Origin of the sequence: Rubripirellula obstinata (genome assembly GCF_001642955.1) — a bacterium.
In the GTDB taxonomy this organism is placed as follows: Bacteria; Planctomycetota; Planctomycetia; order Pirellulales; family Pirellulaceae; genus Rubripirellula; species Rubripirellula obstinata.
The window spans coordinates 99,184-117,310 of sequence record NZ_LWSK01000004.1; the positions used below are offsets into that span (position 1 = coordinate 99,184).

An 18,127-nucleotide genomic window follows, 5' to 3' on the forward strand; every position below is an offset into this window, starting at 1 on the left:
CCGGTACTACCAGGATCGCGCGGGGCAAGGCAAGACGAGCCGCTAGAAATAGAGTGCAGTCAAGCAAGTCACCGGCTTTTTCGTAGGCCGTAGCGAGTGAAGCGAGTTACGGCGATCGTGCATTGAACAACACAGCGATTGCAAAGCCTGACGCTCCGGCAAATACCGCCATTCTCACCAATCCGCCATCGGCCCCGTTGGGTTGCGGATGGCGTTTTCGTGCTGGGCGTCACAGAAAGTGTCAGTCATCCCGGCCAAGTATTGCCCGATCACCAATTCCAGCGGGCGTTCTTCCAATCGCGTGCGGAATCGCAACGGCAAGCGGCCGGGGGTTCGACGCAACATTTCAAACAGCGTCACCACGCGATCGGCGGCGGCATCGCGAACGGGGATCAGACGCGGGTGGCGATAGACGGCACCAAACAAGAATTTTTCTAGCTGCTTTCGTTGCAGAGACAAAGGTTGGCTGTGCCCCAAACGAATGCCAGCGTCACAAATTTCATCTGAAGTGTATCCCTCGCAAGATCGCAATTGTTCAATCGCCGACTGCAACAAATCACTGACCTGCAAATCAATCAATTCGTGGACCAACAACTGACGCAATTGAGTCGTCGGCAGATGACCATGTTCGCCACGGATCACATCAAGCGACCGCCGCACGACCGTTAGTTGAGACAATTCATCAATCGATAACAGCCCCATTTGCAATGCGTCATCAACGTCGTGCGCGTCGTAGGCAATGGAATCGGCTAGGTCAACGACTTGAACTTCCAAGATCGGTGCTCGGCCGACCGCGGCTTCCGCCTTGTGGGCTCGAGTGTCTTGGCCGCCCAATGTTTCTCGGCACAGGTTCAAACCGGGGAACCGGCTGTACCTTTGTTCCAATTCTTCGACGATCACCTGAGCGAACGCGTTGTGCGAAAAACCGCCGACCGAACTCATGCAATCGCTCAGCGCATCTTCGCCGCAATGGCCGTAGGGCGGATGACCGATGTCGTGCATCAACGCCAATGCTTCGGTCAGATCTTCGTTCAGCCGTAACGTGCGAGCAATCGTGCGGGCGATCGACGCCACTTCTAAGGTGTGAGTCAATCGAGTTCGGTGATAAATCCCCATCTCGCCCGTAAAGACCTGCATCTTCCCAGCCAATCGCCGAAACGAACTACTGTGCAGGATCCGATCACGATCACGGGCAAACGGACCGCGGTAGGAATGAGCAGTTTCGGGATGCACGCGGCCCCGCGAATCACAAGAATGCATCGCGTAGGACGCCAGCAACAAGTGCTCTCGATCGACGCAACGTCGCAGATCGATCGAAGGATTTTCGGCGGTAGGAAAGCGTTTCACAGTCATACGTCGGAGTTTAGCGACAAACCGCGATCAAGCCCAGACGAACCGACGAGGAGTAGGGAAGTAGGTGTTAGGTGTTAGGTGTTAGGTGTTAGGTGTTAGGTGTTAGGTGTTAGGTGTTAGGTTTTAGGCTCAGTCGCTTTCGCTTGAATCTGACTGCAAGTACATTGCTGGCTTGCGTCCAACTCCCAACTCCCAACTCCCAACTCCTAACTCCTAACTCCTAAAACCTAAAACCTAAAACCTAAAACCTAAAACCTAATCCCTAACACCTACTCCCCCCATGCTGCTGACGATTGAATCGACTTGCGACGAAACGGCGGCGGCTGTCATTGATGATGATGGCCGGGTGTTGGGCGATTGCGTGGCGACTCAGGAAACACTGCACGAAAAATTTCAGGGCGTCGTTCCTGAGATCGCAGCCCGGGCACATTTGGAACGGATTCTTCCCGTCATCCAAACAGCGATGCAGAAAGCGTCGGTGTCCAGTGCGGACCTGACTGCGATTGCCGTTGCCGATCGTCCGGGGCTCGCCGGGTCGCTGCTAGTCGGCGTCGTTGCTGCGAAGACATTGTCGCTGGCTTGGGACAAACCGCTGGTGGCGATCAATCATTTGCACGCGCACCTTTACGCATGCCAGTTGGCGACACCAACGCCGGTCTATCCGTGCATCGGTTTGGTCGTCAGTGGTGGGCACACCAGTTTGTATCACTGCACGTCGCCATTGGACTTGGATTACTTGGGCGGGACGATCGATGACGCCGCGGGCGAAGCGTTCGACAAAGTCGCCGCGATGCTTAGCCTGGGTTTCCCCGGTGGTCCGGCGGTATCGAAATTAGCAGCGACGGGAAATCGAAAGGCGTTCCAGTTCCCGCGTTCGATGCTGAACAAGGACAACTTTGATTTCAGTTTCAGTGGCCTTAAAACAGCGGTGCGATACGCGATTACGGGACCAGGCCAAACTGACTTTTCAAAGCTAGAGATTGCCGACGATGTCAAAGCCGATGTGTGTGCATCGTTCGAGGCGGCAGTGGTCGATGTCTTGGTTGGTAAAGCCCGAAAAGCGGTCGCCAAACATCGAGTGAACCGATTGATCGTAGGCGGAGGCGTTGCGGCGAACGGTTATCTGCGTGAACAATTACAGCAAGCTGCGACAAAGCACGGCTTTGAGGTCATCATCGCGCCGATGGATCTGTGTACCGACAACGCGGTGATGGGCGCGATCGCGCTGCAGAAAATTCGTCGCGGCGAATTCGCTGACCTTACCCTGGACATTACTCCGGGTTTGCAACGCGGGTTTTGATTCCAAAGTGCTTTCGCCAATCAATGCAGTCGTTGCATCCGACCTGGAAGTCTCGGCAAACACTCGGGCGATATTCGTGGTTCTTGCAAAGTTTGGTAGTTTGATCAAACCAAAAACACGGACCGTCTAATTCACCCTGCTTCGGGTGCTGGTACTCGTTTCGATACTCAACAAGTTCACTGCGAAGGTGTTCTGGTAAATCGATCCAATACTTTTCGGCAGCCTGCGTTGGACTGCCTTCGATGTACGGCGGGTAACCCATGTGCATGCAGCAAACGCCGCAGCCTTGGCAATCATCAACCTGAGGCAACGGCGATCGTTTTGCGTTATGATTTCGAGGGTTGACTGACATGGAAAGAACGCGGGATGAAAGAATACGGTGGGACAGATTTGGCAAACCCAATTTAGCCAATCAGACCATGCGTTTTCTACTTTGCGTTGGCAACCAACGGAAGTACCGAACGCGATTCAGCGCAGTGCGTACTTAAGCAGCGCCACTTAGTTCAGTTAGCTTCCACCACCCACACAGCAAAGTAGCATGGCGGCCCCCCGCCGTGCGTTGGCATGCAAGCAACAGTCCCAGGCTCCACCGCCCACACAGCAAAGTAGCATGGCGGCCCCCGCCGTGCGTTCAATGTGCCTACCCCAACACGACATTTATCATCGATCGCAGCAGTGGGTAACGCAGTGAAACAACGTTAGACTGTTAAACCACGCCGGCACCGCCCACACAGCAAAGTAGCATGGCGGCCCCCGCCGTGCGTTCAATGCGTCTGCCCCAACACGACATTTACCATCGATCGCAGCAGTGGGTAACGCAATGAAACAACGTTAGACTGTTAAACCACGCCGGGCATCGCCCACGCAGCAAAGTAGCATGGCGGCCCCCGCCGTGCGTTCAATGTGCCTACCCCAACACGACATCTATCATCGATCGCAGCAGTGGGTAACGCAATGAAACAACGTTAGCCATAACGCGTCGGGCATCGCCCCGCGCGCCGACGACCCAGCACGACGCGTGGGGCGATGCCCACGCGGCTAAACAAACTAGAAACCCTTCACGGCATTGCCAGGCAGGGGCGGCAGCGAGCATTCGTCGGTTCGATTACCCCTCCGGGGCAAACCATCTTTTTGGGTCGATTACCGGTGGCCGTTGGCCACCGGCAAAGTGCTTTCACCCCTCCGGGGCAATTCAGTGTTGAAAGCAAGTGCCATTAGGCGATGACCACGCGAGTCTCGTGGACGCGAGGGGCGATGCCTCAACGCCACTTACGATAGCCCCGGACGGGGCGGCAGCACGGTGCCGTGGGCTTTGGCCCACGGGAACCAAGCGCAGCAAAAACCCAAGCCCCGGAAGGGGCGGCAGCGAGCATTCATTGGTTCGATTACCCCTCCGGGGCAAACCATCTTTTCTGGTCGATTACCGGTGGCCGTCGGCCACCGGCAAAGTGCTTTCACCCCTCCGGGGCAATGTTCCACCGCACACGCAGCAAAGTAGCATGGCGGCCCCCGCCGTGCGTTCAATGTGCCTGCCCCAACACGACATTTATCAGCGATCGCGGCAGTGGGTAGCGCAATGAAACAACGTTAGTCAGACCGCGTTGGGCATCGCCCCGCTCGCTGACGCCCAGCACGACGCGCGGGGCGATGCCCACGCGGCTAAACGAACTAGAAACGCTTCACGGTATTGCCCGGCAGGGGCGGCAGCGAGCATTCGTCGGTTCGATTACCCCTCCGGGGCAAACCATCTTTTCTGGTCGATTACCGGTGGCCGTTGGCCACCGGCAAAGTGCTTTCACCCCTCCGGGGCAATCCGCCCGCGCAGCAAAGTAGCATGGCGGCCCCCGCCGTGCGTTCAATGTGCCTGACCCAACACGACATTTATCAGCGATCGCAGCAGTGGGTAACGCAGTGAATCAACATTAGTCAGACCGCGTTGGGCATCGCCCCGCGCGCTGTGAACCCAGCACGACGCGCGGGGCGATGCCCACGCGGCTAAACAGTTTTGAAACGCTTCACGGCGTTGACCATCAAAGACGCTCGCTACCACGTAGCGGTTGGTGCAAGTGTCGGCTGCACAATTTGGGGAGACCAGAAACAGGGCTAGCGATCGACATGTCAACGCTTTTGCATCAAAAAGTAGCGGTTGAGGGACTCGAACCCCCGACACGCGGATTATGATTCCGCTGCTCTAACCAGCTGAGCTAAACCGCCGTTTTTGCGTTGGTGGGGAGTTTAATCGCTGGAGGCGGGGAAAGCCAAGCCCACTAAGTATCTTTTTAGAACGTGCTAATAACGCGTGCCGCTGGCTTGATCTCTGGTTTGATTTCTGGTCGCGATTGGCGGTACCTGAGGCGTCAGTCGCGGTGCTTCGTAGATCGTGAACTCGGCCCAAACGGGAAAGTGGTCGCTGATCTTCAACGCTTCTTCTTCGCTGATGCCAAACGTGTTTTGCAGATCCAGAATGCCGTAACGGCCGGTGAATTCGGTTGTCATGTTGCGATCGATCAGAATGTGGTCGTACGTTTTGGTCCGACGTGTGTTGGTCATCGCGTCGCCGGCAATTGAAAACACGCTGGGGATTTGGCCCAGTTCTCGCAGCCCGGCCGTGTCCACGTTTAAGTCACCCAGCAAGATAAAATCCTCTTCGCCAGTCATCCCATATTCGTAATTTCTTACGCTGGTGAAGACATCGTCAAGCACGTTCATTTCGTTGATGATCGCGTTCTCGGCGACTTCGGATGGGGACGTGTGAACGTTGATCAGCGTGAAGCGAAACGGAGGCCGACCGTCCGGGGATCCGGTGCGAGTTTCAAACGACGCAACCATGGGCTCGCGGGACATCAGTTCGTCAGGATCCTGGACGACGTAGGCGCTGCCGGGGATCATCGCGATTCGACTTTGGTCGTAAACAAACGCGTATGCTTCTTTGTAGCGGTCGCCTTCGCCGATCGATTCACTGACCGAAGAACTGTAGCTTGCACCGGAGGCACGCAGAAGGCTGACCAGTTCGCCAATCGGCGAGACTTGTCCGTTACGAATCTCTTGAATTGCCACCACATCGAACTGGGAAACGATGCGTGCGATGGATTGCATGATTTGAGGGTTGGAGACCTTTGATGGCCCGAAGAATTGAATGTTGAACGTGGCGATTCGAATCGTTTCGCGCGATCGGTTATCCATCTGCAACGCAACGGGTTCGATTCTGGATCGTTGCGGTTGCCCAGAATCAGCAATCAGTTCACCGATTGGGTTTTCGCCGTTGCCCATCCACTGGTCAAAGACGGACAGATCGATCCGTCCGGTGACGACCATAAACAGCAGGCCCACGATTCCCGAAAAGGTAAACGAGGGGCCGAGCCAGCGCAGCAAGGGGATGCTGGTTGAAAAACTGCGATCGTTTTTTCGCGAACTTCGAGATCTTTTAGATCGGCTCCGCCGACCCAGTAACCATCCCATCGTAGGCCTCCTTGCCTAGGGGGAAATAGCTTTTAGCTGTTAGCGATTAGCTTTTAGCTTTGTTTGTTGAGAGCATGAAGCATCTCTTCACGCTGCTTCGCCGATTCTTTTTAGGGCTTCGGTTGCCAGTCGTTTCAATCTTGGTGGTGCGTCCTCAGCAGCCTTGCTTAGCGAATCTTTCGCGACGGCTGCGGCTTCGCCGATCTGGCACAACGCCCATGCGGATCTTTCGCGGGCCGGCAGGTGCAACGATTTGTCTAAACAATCGCTCAATGCCTGACCTGCTTGGGCAGCGGCACCGCCAAGTCGGCCCAGCATGGTGGCGGCCCAGTATCGGACCTCTCCCTCTTCGTTCTCTTCCAGCACTTTGATCAGTGACGAAATCTCGTCCGCTGATGGTTGAATTGCCCGTTCGAGTGCCTCCGCGGCCCACATTCTGATTTCATCATTGGAATTCCCGGCAAGTTCAACAATGCGGACCGTCATTCCGGTGACCGAGTCGCTGTTGGAGACTTGTTGCAGTGTTTCGATGACGGTTTCGGGCTTCAAATTGCCCAAACCACCGTGATCCCCGGGGCTTCCGACGGTTTGTTGGTTTTGGGACAGCGTTTGAGCCCAGGCTGCTTTTTGATTCGATGACATAGCGGGGGCGTCAGTGGGACTAACGGAATAAGGGTTGGCGGACTACAATACTGCTCCAGTAGCGATACAAAAAAACCGCTGTTTCATACAAGATCTCTTTGGAAAACCCTTCTCGATGAGCCTCGCCTCTCACTACACCGACGGCACTTGCGCCATCTCTTTCGAGCTTTTCCCGCCGAAGACGCCGCAGGGGCTTCAAACGCTGTTAGACAACGTCCGCAAGCTGACTGAGTTCAAACCGGCCTATTTTACATGTACCTATGGTGCGGGTGGTTCGAGTCAATCGACGACGCTGGACGTGTTAAGCAAGGTGCGCGAACTGACCGATTTGCCGGTCGCGTCTCACCTGACCTGCGTGGGTTCGACGGTCCAGCAATTGGAAGATTACCTGAACAAAGCGACCGACTGCGGGACCGACTACATCGTTGCCCTGCGAGGCGACCCGCCAAAGGGCGAGACTGAATTCCAGGCCGTGCAGGGCGGCTTTCGATATGCCAATGAATTGGTCGAATTGATCCGAGAGAAGTTTTCCAGCTTGGGGATCGCCGTCGCCGGTTACCCCGAAGTCCATCAAGAGGCCGTCGATGCGAAAACGGATCTTGATAACTTGAAGCGGAAAGTTGACGCGGGCGCGGACATCATTATCACGCAACTGTTCTACGATAACGCCGACTATTACCGGTTCCGCGACGACTGCGTTGCGGCGGGAATCAATGTCCCCGTGGTTCCAGGCATTTTACCGGTCACCAACTTTGCACAGGCTCAGCGGATCGCGTCGATGTGCAAGGCCGGCATCCCTGATTCACTGCGAACCGCAATGACAGATTCGGACGATGCAGACCATCAATTCAAGATCGGCGTCGAGCATGCTCGGATGCAAACGGTTGATCTGGTGGAAAATGGCGTGCCAGGAATCCATTACTATGTTCTGAACAAGAGTGCCGCCGCCGAGTCATTGTTGGATGGAATGCAATTGGGCACCGCGTAGGCCGGAACAAGCCTTGCGCAGTTCCGGCAATCCAACGTAGTACCATGCAATTGCCGGAACTGCGCAAAGCTTGTTCCGGCCTACGCGGTTGGAACAAGAGTGCCGCCGCCGAGTCGTTGTTGGATGGAATGCAATTGGGCACCGAGTAGGCCGGAACAAGAGTGCCGCCGCCGAGTCATTGCTAGATGGAATGCAGTTAGGCATGGCGTAGGCCGGAACAAGCCTTGCGCAGTTCCGGCAATCCAACGTAGTACCATGCAATTGCCGGAACTGCGCAAAGCTTGTTCCGGCCTACGCGGTTGGAACAAGAGTGCCGCCGCCGAGTCGTTGTTGGATGGAATGCAATTGGGCACTGCGTAGGCCGGAACAAGCCTTGCGCAGTTCCGGCAATCCAACGTAGCGTTATGCAATTGCCGGAACTGCGCAAAGCTTGTTCCGGCCTACGCGGTTGGCCGTACCTAATCAAACTTCGTCCGACAATTCTGGGAAAACACCTTCGTCCAGATCCATTCGTTTGATGATCGCCTTCAAACGGATTTGGAAGTCGCTTTTGTAGTTGGCGATTTGTTGTTCGCTCAGCCCCACTTTCTCGGCGACATCTTTGTTGCCCATGCCGCGTACAAAGATCAGTTCGATCGCTTTTAGCTTGACGAAGCCATCGGAAGACTTCCAGCGATCGACCTGTTCGCTGATCGCTTGGGCGACAGCGGATTCTTCGATTGCCTTGCGTTCGACGCTTCGCGCGATTGAACTGGCCACGCGGTCAGGGCCTTCGTGTTGCATCGACACCACGCTATCGTCACCACTGCGATGATGCATTTGCACCGATGGGCGTCGGCCTTCGCGGCGCAGATAATCGGTCAACTTGTAGCCGCAAATTGAAAACAGGTAACTTTCCAGCGGCCGCGAACCGTCGTAGTTGGGCAGACTGATCAGGAAACCGACAAACGCGTCTTGGACGATGTCTTCGCTGGCCGCACGATTTCGGATTCGGCTATCGGTGTACGCCAACAGGCGACCTTCGTATCGGTCGATCAATGATTGCCAAGCATCGCCATCACCGTCACGGATTCGAGTGACAAGAATCTGGTCAACGTCGCTGGATTCCTTCATGCTTTCTTTGTCCGTGATTGTTCGATAGTCTTTCGCGCTGCGTTCAACATTCCAACTGGGCTAATTCTAACTGAACTGAGTGATATCGGATGACTGCGGAAGAGGTTCCTGATCAAATTCCCACGAAGGTTCACGCGGGTTATCAGCTTGAAAGCGGGCTATTAGGTCGGGTTCGTGATTGGATCGATCTTTTCGGTCCGCTGCGGTTGGTACGAGTAATGCGAATCTCGGTATCGCCTATTGCATTGTTCGTTGTCGCTGCGGTTTACTTGGTGTGGCAATTTGGTTTTGTAACTTTTTTACATCCCAAGGTGCATTGGGGTGGGATCGGGAACCCCGTTTACGACGATCTTGCGTTGGTCGGTTTTAGCTTCAATCCAACTTCGCTGTGGTTTGTTTTCAATCGCCCCGATCCATGGGCTTCGTTTTTGTTGGTCAGTTGGTCATTAGTTCTTTGGACGCCAGTTGCGTTGTACTTGGCCAGACAAGGTGGCTTGCTTACCGCTGATCGGACGATGGAAGACGTCGGTAGTTTGCTCAAACGATCTTTGCGGCGAACACCATCGGCTTGGTTAACAGCGATCGTGCCCACGCTGTGCAGTGCGGCGATTGGGTTGATGGTGATGTTACTGTCGCTGCTATTACAACTTAGCCACGGCCTGTTTTTCTTGGAATGGCCATTGGCAATCGCGATCACTTGCATTTCGATCCCGATTGGCTTGTTGCTGTTTGGCAGTTTTGTTGCAACGCCCTTGGCGATGGCTTCGATTTCAAACGAACGCCAAGCGGATCCATTGGATTCGCTAAGCCGCGGTTACGAAGCTCTCTATCGACGCCCGCTGCATTTGATTTTCAGCACACTGACTGCGATCGTTCTGGTCGCTGTCGTTTGGCTGATCACCAGCGGAGTGTCGGGGTTGGCGTCGGTCTCGGCTGGACTGTTCACAGACATCACGGGAACCTCGCGTGATCAACAATTGTTGATTCAACACTGCATCGCCGAATTGCCAACGATTGTCGCGTTGACGACCTGGTTGGCGATGGTTGGCGGCATCTACTTGCTGGCACGGCACGACACCGGCGGTCAAGAAGTGGAAGATCTTTGGATGCCAGAGAAGCCGACACCGCCGCCGATGCCCCAACCGAGTCGGTAAAAAAAGAGCCGAGAATAAATGTCGCCTTTCGCTCCGCGAAAGTGGCGAATCCGCGGCTTTCGCGGAGCGAAAGGCGACTATAAAAAGTTGCGTATGCACATGCGGTATGATTAGCAAAGAGATGTATTGTTCCGTACCAACTTAGAGCTTTGACGTGACACAATGATGAAAATCCAATTGAAGATCGCTGGGTTAATGCTGATCACCGCGCTGATCACCACGCTGTTCAATGCGTCTGGCTGCACCAAGCGAACACCTGTCGAAGAAATCTCGGTCGCTCAAAGTGGAATTGAGGTGGCGGAAGCAGCGGTTGTCAGCGGAGATGTTGGTGAACAAAGTTTTGATTGGCCGCAATGGCGTGGTTTGTCTGGTGGAGTGTCTGGCAACAAGAACGTTCCCACACAATGGAGTGCCGAATCAAACATTCGTTGGCAAGCCGATGTGCCGGGACGCGGTCATAGCAGCCCAATCGTGGTCGGCGACTTGGTGGTTCTGGGAACCGCGACCGAGAATCCTGACCAACAGTTGGTCGTTGCCTATGACCGAAACGATGGCCAGAAACGTTGGTCGTCGATCGTCCACGATGGCGGATTCCCAACGAAGCGGGCGGTCCACATGAAAGCGACGAATGCCAACGGCACGATCGCGTCCGATGGCAACGCCTTGGTTACCGCTCATTTGAACAGCGACCGAATCTGGGTCACTGCATTTGACTTTGATGGGAATCGTCTTTGGCAAACAGACATCGGAGCGTTCGATTCTAAATTTGGTTACGCTCCCTCGCCAATCATTTACAAGTCGCTGGTGATCGTGGCCGCCGACAATCGGGGTGGTGGCTACTTGGTTGGATTGGACATTGCGTCGGGCCAAATCGCTTGGCGTCGTTCGCGTGGTGACGCCAGCAGTTATTCCAGTCCTTCGCTGGTGAAGCTGGGTGGAACGGATCAAATCGTGATCACTGGAAACGATCGCATGGCTAGCTATCAGCCCGCGACGGGAGACTTGATTTGGGAAACCGAGTGCATCGCCGAAGCGACTTGCGGGACGGTGGTTGCCGCGGCGGATCGGGTCTTTGGTTCCGGTGGCTACCCGAGCGAAGAGACGGTTTGCTTGGACCAGGATGGCAAACTCGTTTGGTCTCAGCGAACCAAAATTTACGAGCCGTCGATGGTAACCGACGCAGAAAACTTGTTTGGAGTCACCGATAGCGGGATCGCGTATTGCTGGGATGTTGAGGATGGAACCGTGCTTTGGAAAAAGCGACTTGGCGGGAACTTCAGCAGTTCGCCCGTCATCTGTGATGGCAACGTTTACGTCGCCGATTTATCCGGCAACAGCTACGTCTTTAAAGCGTCCGGCGAATCGTACCAACTGGTGTCCAAAAATCGCCTGGGCGACGACTGCTACGCCAGTCCCGCGATCGCCGATGACGCGATCTTCTTTCGCATCGGATTTGGCGAGGAAGCGGAACGCACAGAAAAGCTGTTCTGCATCGCCGAAGATGGGTGAAGTCCGAGCCAATCAGCCGCCACGCTATCGAAGCCTGCAAGTACAAACAGATTTTGTTTTCCGTTAGAATTGCAGTAAAACACTCTCGAAGGTTGCTGGCGACCTGCCCGTAGCTGATCCCGCCAGGGTTCAGTCGAGCTTGAACCGATCGTGGACTGAACCCTGGCGGGATCAGCTACGTTTTGAAACAATCTTTTAGACTTGTTGTCGCCAATTCTGCACGTTCACTCCCCTACAAAAACAATCACCATGACACTTCACAAGCTTGCTGGGCAACCGGTTCCCATTGAACTGCTGGAAAACATTCCGCGGCTGGTTTCTTCGTACTACGCAATAAAGCCCGACCCGACCAATCCTTCGCAAGCGGTTGAATTTGGCACTTCGGGGCACCGTGGTACGTCCACGACGGGTCGGTTTAACGAAGATCATATCCTTGCGATCTCGCAGGCGATTTGCGAATACCGATCGTCGCAAGGGATCACCGGTCCGCTGTATCTTGGCATGGATACTCATGCGCTTTCGGAACCAGCGTTTGTGTCGGCACTGCAGGTCTTTGCGGCCAATGGCGTCACGACCATGATTGACGCAGGTCGTGGCTTTACGCCCACGCCCGTCATTTCGCATGCGATCTTAAATCACAATCGAGATCAAAACAGTTCATTGGCTGACGGCGTCGTCATTACTCCGTCACACAACCCACCATCGGATGGTGGATTCAAATACAACGCAGTCAATGGCGGTCCCGCCGATTCGGCGACCACAACAACGATTCAAAATCGTGCGAACGAAATCATTGCCAACAAGTTAGCGGATGTAAAAAGCGTCGGACTGGCGGATGCATTGGCGTCTGAATTTGTGCAGGAACATGATTACATCACTGGCTATGTCGAAGACCTCAAAAACGTCGTTGACATGGATGCCATTCAAGCAGCCAACTTGAAGATCGGCGTTGATCCGATGGGCGGGGCCGGCATCGCGTATTGGAAACCGATCGCGAAACGGTACGGATTGAATATTGAAATTGTCAATCAGCGTGTCGATCCAACTTTCTCGTTCATGCGAGTGGACAAAGACGGAAAGGTTCGCATGGATTGCTCGTCGCCATCGGCAATGGCGGGTTTGATCGACTTGAAAGATCGGTTCGATATCGCCTTTGGAAATGATCCCGACTACGACCGTCACGGTATCGTCACACCATCGGTCGGGTTGATGAACCCGAATCACTATCTTGCAGTCGCGATTGGGTATCTGTTTCAGAACCGACCGCAGTGGGGTGACTCGGTTGCCGTTGGCAAGACGCTTGTGTCCAGTTCGATGGTTGATCGAGTTGCCGCAGATCTTGGCCGAACGCTTTGTGAAGTTCCGGTCGGCTTCAAGTGGTTCGTTGATGGGCTGGTCGATGGATCGCTGGGATTTGGTGGCGAGGAAAGCGCGGGCGCATCTTTCTTGCGAATGGACGGCACGGCTTGGACGACGGATAAGGACGGAATCATCCTTGACCTGTTGGCGGCTGAGATTTTAGCCAAGACGGGAAAAGATCCGGGCCAGCATTACCAGACGCTTGTCGAGAAATTCGGCAGCCCTGTCTACGCCCGAATCGACGCACCTGCAACGCCAGCACAGAAAAATGCCTTGAAAGAACTGAGTCCCGAATCGGTGCTCTCAAAAGAACTAGCGGGCGACGCCATCGAAGCCAAGCTAACCGAGGCCCCGGGTAACAACGCCCCGATCGGCGGATTGAAAGTCGTTACCAAGAATGGTTGGTTTGCGGCACGACCTTCGGGAACTGAAGACATCTACAAGATCTACGCGGAAAGCTTTGTGGGCCAAGAACACTTAGAGCGAATCCAAACCGAGGCAAAGCAGATTGTCGCCGACGCGCTGGGTGATTGATGCTGAGTTGATTTTGCCTGGTGTTGTCTCAAGTACAAAGCGTCAATCACGTGCGGAATTGTCCTGAAATAGTATTCCGCGTCACCTCAATTTTCGGGTAGCGGAACTCGCCAAGAGTTTCGGCTACGAGGGGGACGCCGAAAGTCTACGCGACTTCCGCTACCTCCTAACCGAAGATTGAGCTGACATCGACTACTAGTTTTTGTTTTTTGAAACATCTGTCGCAGCAGGGCCCGCCAGGCTGGCGGTGTGAAACATTTCTAAACTCTTCACGGCGTTGCCCGGCAGGGGCGAAAGCGAGCAGACTTCGGCTTGATTTTCCGCGGCAGTTCCTGACGTGGCTGCATCGGTTGGCCCGGAAGCAACCCGACTAGGTGTCGCTGTTGAGCATGCAAATCCGGCGCAATCGGAAAAACCCGATAAATGCCTCCCTCAAAGATTCACAAAGCTTCAAAGTTTGCTCACGAAACATTGACCTTTGGGGTGCTGCGGCGTCCACTTGTACCGGACGCTGGGCTGGAAGTTTTTTTACGGCCGGGCGTTTCCACGATTTAGAAGTAATGAAGAACCATTCAAGGAACCGCCGTCGATGCTCTTTCGCCAACTGACGATTGCCTCGCTCTTTACCGCTCTCGCCGTCGCCGGCACAGGCTCGGCCGACGCGTGCTGTTTGACTGATTGGCTCTACGGCCGACAAGCATCGCCATACGCCGCCGGCTACGCCCCTGTTGGAACCATCGCGCCGGTTGGCTTTGCACAACCTTACGCCGCTGGTTATACGCCGATCAGTACGTCGTCAACGACCTTGCTGCCCGCACAAACACCTGCGTTGTCCAGCGGTGCCTACCAGGCTCAACGACCGGCTTATCTTGACAACCCATCGGTCTACACCGGACTTCCTGTCGGCAACAACTTGCAGACGTCTTACAGCGTTCCGCTCACATCGGCTCCGCAATTGTCGGCTGGGAACCAGTCGCTCTTTGGCGGTCTTCGTGGCAATGCCTCGGCACGACCATTCTTGGGCAGCTCTCAATACGGAGCGTCCAACGTGTACCCCAATTCAAGTTACTATCAGTCCAACTACGCGTCCGCTCAGGTCGGCTTGCCTGCAACGGCATTGCCGGCAACCAACGTTGCACCGCTGTTCCCCCGAGCACCCGCGACACCTGTTCGCAGCGGTTTGTCTCGGTTCTTTGGCTCGCTGTTTGGAACCAATTACCAAAGCAGTTACTACCGCGCCCCGATCACTTACTATCGCCCGGTGACGTCAGTTGATCCAACACTTGGCACAACGGTGACCGTGCAGCAGCCTTGCACTTCGACCGTTCAGCAATTGCAACGCACGCCCTACAACAGCTTCCAACTTTCGGCTCCTGCACCGATGCAAGCCGCACCAGGTTTCGGTTCACCAACCTGTTCGACGCCCGCTTTCGGCCAAGCTGGTCCTGCTTACCAACCCAGCGCATATCAACCCAGCGCAATTGGCCAAGCAAGTGCGATCGCTCCTGCCGCTGGTCAGTTTACTGTTCCGATTCCATCGACAGCCACACCACCGTCTGGTTTTGGTCAATCTGGTTTGGGGCAATCCAGTTTCGGTCAAGGCCAACCCAACACGGCACCGCTGACCGGTTCACCGAGCAGTCCGCGTTCGCAGTCAGACTTGTCGCCAGTGGATCCGCCAAGCCTTAATAATTATCAGCAACCCAGTTACCAACAACGCAGCGAAACCAGTTTCCGCGACGAATCACCTTCGTACGATCAGCCCGCCCCGCGCAGCGAGCCAACCGAAGAGCCGAGCACGCAAAAGTCGTATTGGGAACTTCAAAGCGGCGAGGATTCGACTGCGATGATTTCGCCGAGCAAACGTTACGGTGCGGTGCGTCCAGACTTTGAATCACGGCAAGCACCCGCGTTCACCGGCATCCGCCCGATTCGGGCTTTGGATGAAGACGAGCCATCGCCCTTCCGTCAGGAACTCAGCCGTCCATCGACATCGCCTAGCTACGACACCCCGCAACTTCCTGCTCGCACTGCACCCGTCGGTGGATACACGACAAGCAGCCGCGTTCCGGTCCGCGAAGCAGCAATGACTCGCCGTTCGTATCGCCGTTCGTATCCGGCCGCCAAGCCTCTGGCACCTGCAAAACGCGACAACACCTGGTCAACGGCCAAGTAGGCCGGAACAAGGAGTCTTCGACGCAGTTCCGGCAATCCGCGCAATGCAACTGCCGTCAATTCGCGTCCAACGCATCCAGATCAGGTAGGCCGGAACAAGGAGTCTTCGACGCAGTTCCGGCAATCCGCACAATGCAACTGCCGGAACTTCGCTGCGCTTGTTCCGGCCTACATCGTTGCGTCGCAACTGCCGTCAATTCGCGTCCAACGCATCCAGTAAAAACTGATCCGTCATCTGGACCATGTGCCAACTTTGATGAGGATCACTCACTGAATGGGCGGCACCTGGGTAGATCATCATCTGGAAAGGTTTGTGGGCCTTTTGCAAAGCCTTTGCCATTCGCAGCGTGTTGGCGGGGTGAACGTTGTCATCCACTTCGCCATGAATCATCAGCAATCGTCCACTTAGATTTTTTGCTGCCGAAATCAGAGACGTTGTTTCGTAGCCGTGCTTATTCTCTGACGGCAGCCCCATGTAGCGTTCGGTGTAGAACGAATCGTATTCGTGCCAATCGGTGACCGACCCGCCCGCGATGCCCGCAACAAACGCATCGCTGTGAGTCATCGAATACAAAGTCAGAAAACCACCGAAACTCCAACCGCGGATTGCGATTCGATCAGCGTCTACCCATGGCTGCGACTTCAACCAAACCACTGCCGACATCACGTCGCGAAACTCCACTTCCCCCATTCGCCCGCGAATGGACCACATCGCTGACACTGGGGTGCCGCTGCTGGACCGGTTATCGACCACCAACGTCGCAATCCCGCGTCGGGCCAGTAGTTCCCGATACAATGCTTGCCGACCCGCAAAGCGACTCGACACGATTGGCGTTCCTGGTCCGCCATAGACCTCGACAACGACGGGAAACTTTTGCGAATCCTCCGATTCAAGGTCTGGTTTCACCAACAAGGCTGGCAGTTGCACCGAATCGTCGGTCGTGATTGTCAGCAATTCGGGACTGCGAAGCGGACTCTGCGTCATCAGACGTGTTTCAGAAATCAGTGTCTCAGTTGTTTCGGGTGAGTCTCCGTCGGGAATTCTTGTCGGCCGAAGCACCATGCTTGGTGGCGTCGATGGATCGCTCTGTCGATCGACTAGCCAGCGACCATCGGGGCTAATATCCGTCGAATGCCAGCCTGATTCGCCGGTCAACGATATTAATTCGCTGTTAGCCTGATCCAATTTGCACTGGTACAAATGCTGATCAACGCCGCCGTCGCGGTCACCCACCAACCACAACTTGTCTTCGCTCGGGGACAGCGTGAAGTCGCGGACATTCAACGAACTTGGACTGACTGGCACCATCGAACTTCCGTCACCGCTGATACGGTAAACGCGATACTTTCCGCTCGGCAATTCACTGCGCCACAACAAACCACCATCAGCCAGCCATGCCGGCGCGGCCGGTGGTTCGACCCAGGCCGGGCTCTCCTCACGCAGCAACAATCGCGGCAACACCAACCCATTTTCCAATGCCGCCGGATCGGCTTTGGAAAGCATTCGATAAGTCTGTTTGCGATCGCTGACGCTGAACACCAGCGACCCATCGTGCGCGTGCCACCAAACGCCAGTAACAATCTGTTCCAGATCACTCGTTGATTCGACCATCAACTTTGGCGCTGGCACCGGTTCAGAATCAAACCGACGTAAATCCCATACATAAAGCGACGCATGCGGAATCGGATCGCCGGACTTGCTGTAGCGGGTGGTGGACCCATTACCACGGTCTGCACGGGAGGACGACAACACGTAAGGCTGAACCCCGCTGGTGTCGATACGAAGCATTGCCAACCAGTTTCCGTCGGGGCTAAACCAGAAAGCCCGAAAGTTACCACGACCAAAAATTTCTTCTTGGTAGATCCAGTCCAGTTCACCGTCCAGCAGCGTGTCTAAACCATCGTCGGTCAATCGGCGTGTCAAGTGAGTTCGGACGTCGGTGACATAAAGATCGCCATCGATCGTGTAACCGATCCGCCGTGCTTGAGAATCCAGCTTAACGTTTTCCCAGCTACCGGCATCGCGAGTCAGAATGCGTGCTGGTGTTTCGGAAGAAACCGTCGCCAGCGTATCGCCGATCCTTACCAAGATGGTGTCAGATTCTTCTTGCATCATCGGCACCGCTCGTGCGACCGATCGCGTCGCTGCTTTGGCGTCCACATTGGCGAGCGAACTCACATTCTTACACAACTGATCAAACGCAGGCCAGGTTTGCCAGGGCTGCGATGCTGAATCGCCTTTGACGACAGATTTCCCAAGTGGAAACTGCTTCCAAGTATTGTCTTTCTTGAGCAATAGTTTTGACGTTTGCTTTCCGATCCAGTGCGACATCGGCAGTTTGCCATCGAAGTCAAACTTTTTGTCAGGATGATAGAGTCGTTCCAGCGTCAGCACCTGCGGTTCGCCGGACTGCTCGGTTTGGGGTGTGGGATTCGCCGGTGGATAGGCGTTGGCACAAGAAACAAAGCTAAAGTTGCTCGGTAAAAACGTAAGCAACATGACCGCGGTTGTGGGCACAACCCAATGCGTCGCTCTACAAT

At 55.1% G+C, this 18,127-nt stretch carries 12 protein-coding genes and 1 tRNA gene; 6 read left to right on the top strand and 7 right to left on the bottom strand.

The window, feature by feature from the left end:
* Nucleotides 1–174 precede the first annotated feature (174 nt).
* A complete protein-coding gene (dgt, locus tag RC85_RS02515) occupies nt 175–1,353 on the bottom strand; it encodes a dGTP triphosphohydrolase (protein ID WP_068258325.1) in 1,179 nt (392 codons plus the stop codon).
* 280 nt (nt 1,354–1,633) lie between these two features.
* On the opposite strand from dgt, the gene tsaD reads away from it, so the two are divergent.
* Nucleotides 1,634–2,653 carry a tRNA (adenosine(37)-N6)-threonylcarbamoyltransferase complex transferase subunit TsaD gene (gene tsaD, locus RC85_RS02520; RefSeq protein WP_068258326.1) on the top strand — a complete coding sequence of 340 codons (1,020 nt, stop codon included), beginning with the start codon at nt 1,634–1,636 and terminating at the stop codon, nt 2,651–2,653.
* Here tsaD and RC85_RS02525 read toward each other — a convergent pair.
* From RC85_RS02525 to RC85_RS02540, 4 genes are all read right to left on the bottom strand, one after another.
* On the bottom strand, nt 2,625–3,005 hold the full coding sequence (locus RC85_RS02525) for a YkgJ family cysteine cluster protein (protein ID WP_068258327.1): 381 nt from the start codon (nt 3,003–3,005) through the stop codon (nt 2,625–2,627). The two genes, tsaD and RC85_RS02525, sit on opposite strands and share 29 nt — an antisense overlap.
* 1,788 nt (nt 3,006–4,793) lie before the next feature.
* Nucleotides 4,794–4,867, bottom strand: a tRNA-Met gene (locus RC85_RS02530).
* A gap of 75 nt (nt 4,868–4,942) precedes the next feature.
* Nucleotides 4,943–6,025 (bottom strand): endonuclease/exonuclease/phosphatase family protein, encoded by a 1,083-nt coding sequence (locus tag RC85_RS02535; protein WP_235033472.1) that lies wholly within the window; start codon nt 6,023–6,025, stop codon nt 4,943–4,945.
* Between the two features lie 174 nt (nt 6,026–6,199).
* The gene (locus tag RC85_RS02540; RefSeq protein ID WP_068258331.1) at nt 6,200–6,754 is read right to left on the bottom strand and encodes a HEAT repeat domain-containing protein; all 555 of its coding nucleotides are present in this window, start codon (nt 6,752–6,754) and stop codon (nt 6,200–6,202) included.
* Between the two features lie 115 nt (nt 6,755–6,869).
* On the opposite strand from RC85_RS02540, the gene metF reads away from it, so the two are divergent.
* On the top strand, nt 6,870–7,742 hold the full coding sequence (metF, locus tag RC85_RS02545) for a methylenetetrahydrofolate reductase [NAD(P)H] (RefSeq protein ID WP_068258333.1): 873 nt from the start codon (nt 6,870–6,872) through the stop codon (nt 7,740–7,742).
* A 462-nt stretch (nt 7,743–8,204) separates the two neighbouring features.
* On the opposite strand, the gene RC85_RS02550 is transcribed toward metF, so the two are convergent.
* Nucleotides 8,205–8,855 (bottom strand): RNA polymerase sigma factor, encoded by a 651-nt coding sequence (locus RC85_RS02550; RefSeq protein WP_068258335.1) that lies wholly within the window; start codon nt 8,853–8,855, stop codon nt 8,205–8,207.
* Nucleotides 8,856–8,944: 89 nt separating this feature from the next.
* On the opposite strand from RC85_RS02550, the gene RC85_RS02555 reads away from it, so the two are divergent.
* The 4 genes from RC85_RS02555 (at nt 8,945) to RC85_RS02570 (ending at nt 15,587) form a co-directional block, all read left to right on the top strand.
* A complete protein-coding gene (locus tag RC85_RS02555) occupies nt 8,945–10,009 on the top strand; it encodes a hypothetical protein (RefSeq protein WP_068258339.1) in 1,065 nt (354 codons plus the stop codon).
* 162 nt (nt 10,010–10,171) lie between these two features.
* On the top strand, nt 10,172–11,518 hold the full coding sequence (locus RC85_RS02560; RefSeq protein ID WP_068258341.1) for a PQQ-binding-like beta-propeller repeat protein: 1,347 nt from the start codon (nt 10,172–10,174) through the stop codon (nt 11,516–11,518).
* Nucleotides 11,519–11,767: 249 nt separating this feature from the next.
* On the top strand, nt 11,768–13,411 hold the full coding sequence (gene pgm / locus RC85_RS02565; protein WP_068258343.1) for a phosphoglucomutase (alpha-D-glucose-1,6-bisphosphate-dependent): 1,644 nt from the start codon (nt 11,768–11,770) through the stop codon (nt 13,409–13,411).
* A 589-nt stretch (nt 13,412–14,000) separates the two neighbouring features.
* The gene (locus RC85_RS02570; protein WP_149753042.1) at nt 14,001–15,587 is read left to right on the top strand and encodes a hypothetical protein; all 1,587 of its coding nucleotides are present in this window, start codon (nt 14,001–14,003) and stop codon (nt 15,585–15,587) included.
* 192 nt (nt 15,588–15,779) lie between these two features.
* Here RC85_RS02570 and RC85_RS02580 read toward each other — a convergent pair whose 3' ends face one another.
* Complete coding sequence (locus RC85_RS02580; protein ID WP_238383084.1) at nt 15,780–18,104, bottom strand: S9 family peptidase; 2,325 nt, start codon at nt 18,102–18,104, stop codon at nt 15,780–15,782.
* Nucleotides 18,105–18,127 lie beyond the last annotated feature (23 nt).

Bases quoted from the DNA above. Each gene is read 5' to 3' on its own strand.
- dgt (WP_068258325.1), bottom strand. From the start codon at position 1,353: ATGACTGTGAAACGCTTTCCTACCGCCGAAAATCCTTCGATCGATCTG.
- tsaD (WP_068258326.1), top strand. From the start codon at position 1,634: ATGCTGCTGACGATTGAATCGACTTGCGACGAAACGGCGGCGGCTGTC.
- RC85_RS02525 (WP_068258327.1), bottom strand. From the start codon at position 3,005: ATGTCAGTCAACCCTCGAAATCATAACGCAAAACGATCGCCGTTGCCT.
- RC85_RS02540 (WP_068258331.1), bottom strand. From the start codon at position 6,754: ATGTCATCGAATCAAAAAGCAGCCTGGGCTCAAACGCTGTCCCAAAAC.
- metF (WP_068258333.1), top strand. From the start codon at position 6,870: ATGAGCCTCGCCTCTCACTACACCGACGGCACTTGCGCCATCTCTTTC.
- RC85_RS02550 (WP_068258335.1), bottom strand. From the start codon at position 8,855: ATGAAGGAATCCAGCGACGTTGACCAGATTCTTGTCACTCGAATCCGT.
- RC85_RS02555 (WP_068258339.1), top strand. From the start codon at position 8,945: ATGACTGCGGAAGAGGTTCCTGATCAAATTCCCACGAAGGTTCACGCG.
- RC85_RS02560 (WP_068258341.1), top strand. From the start codon at position 10,172: ATGATGAAAATCCAATTGAAGATCGCTGGGTTAATGCTGATCACCGCG.
- pgm (WP_068258343.1), top strand. From the start codon at position 11,768: ATGACACTTCACAAGCTTGCTGGGCAACCGGTTCCCATTGAACTGCTG.
- RC85_RS02570 (WP_149753042.1), top strand. From the start codon at position 14,001: ATGCTCTTTCGCCAACTGACGATTGCCTCGCTCTTTACCGCTCTCGCC.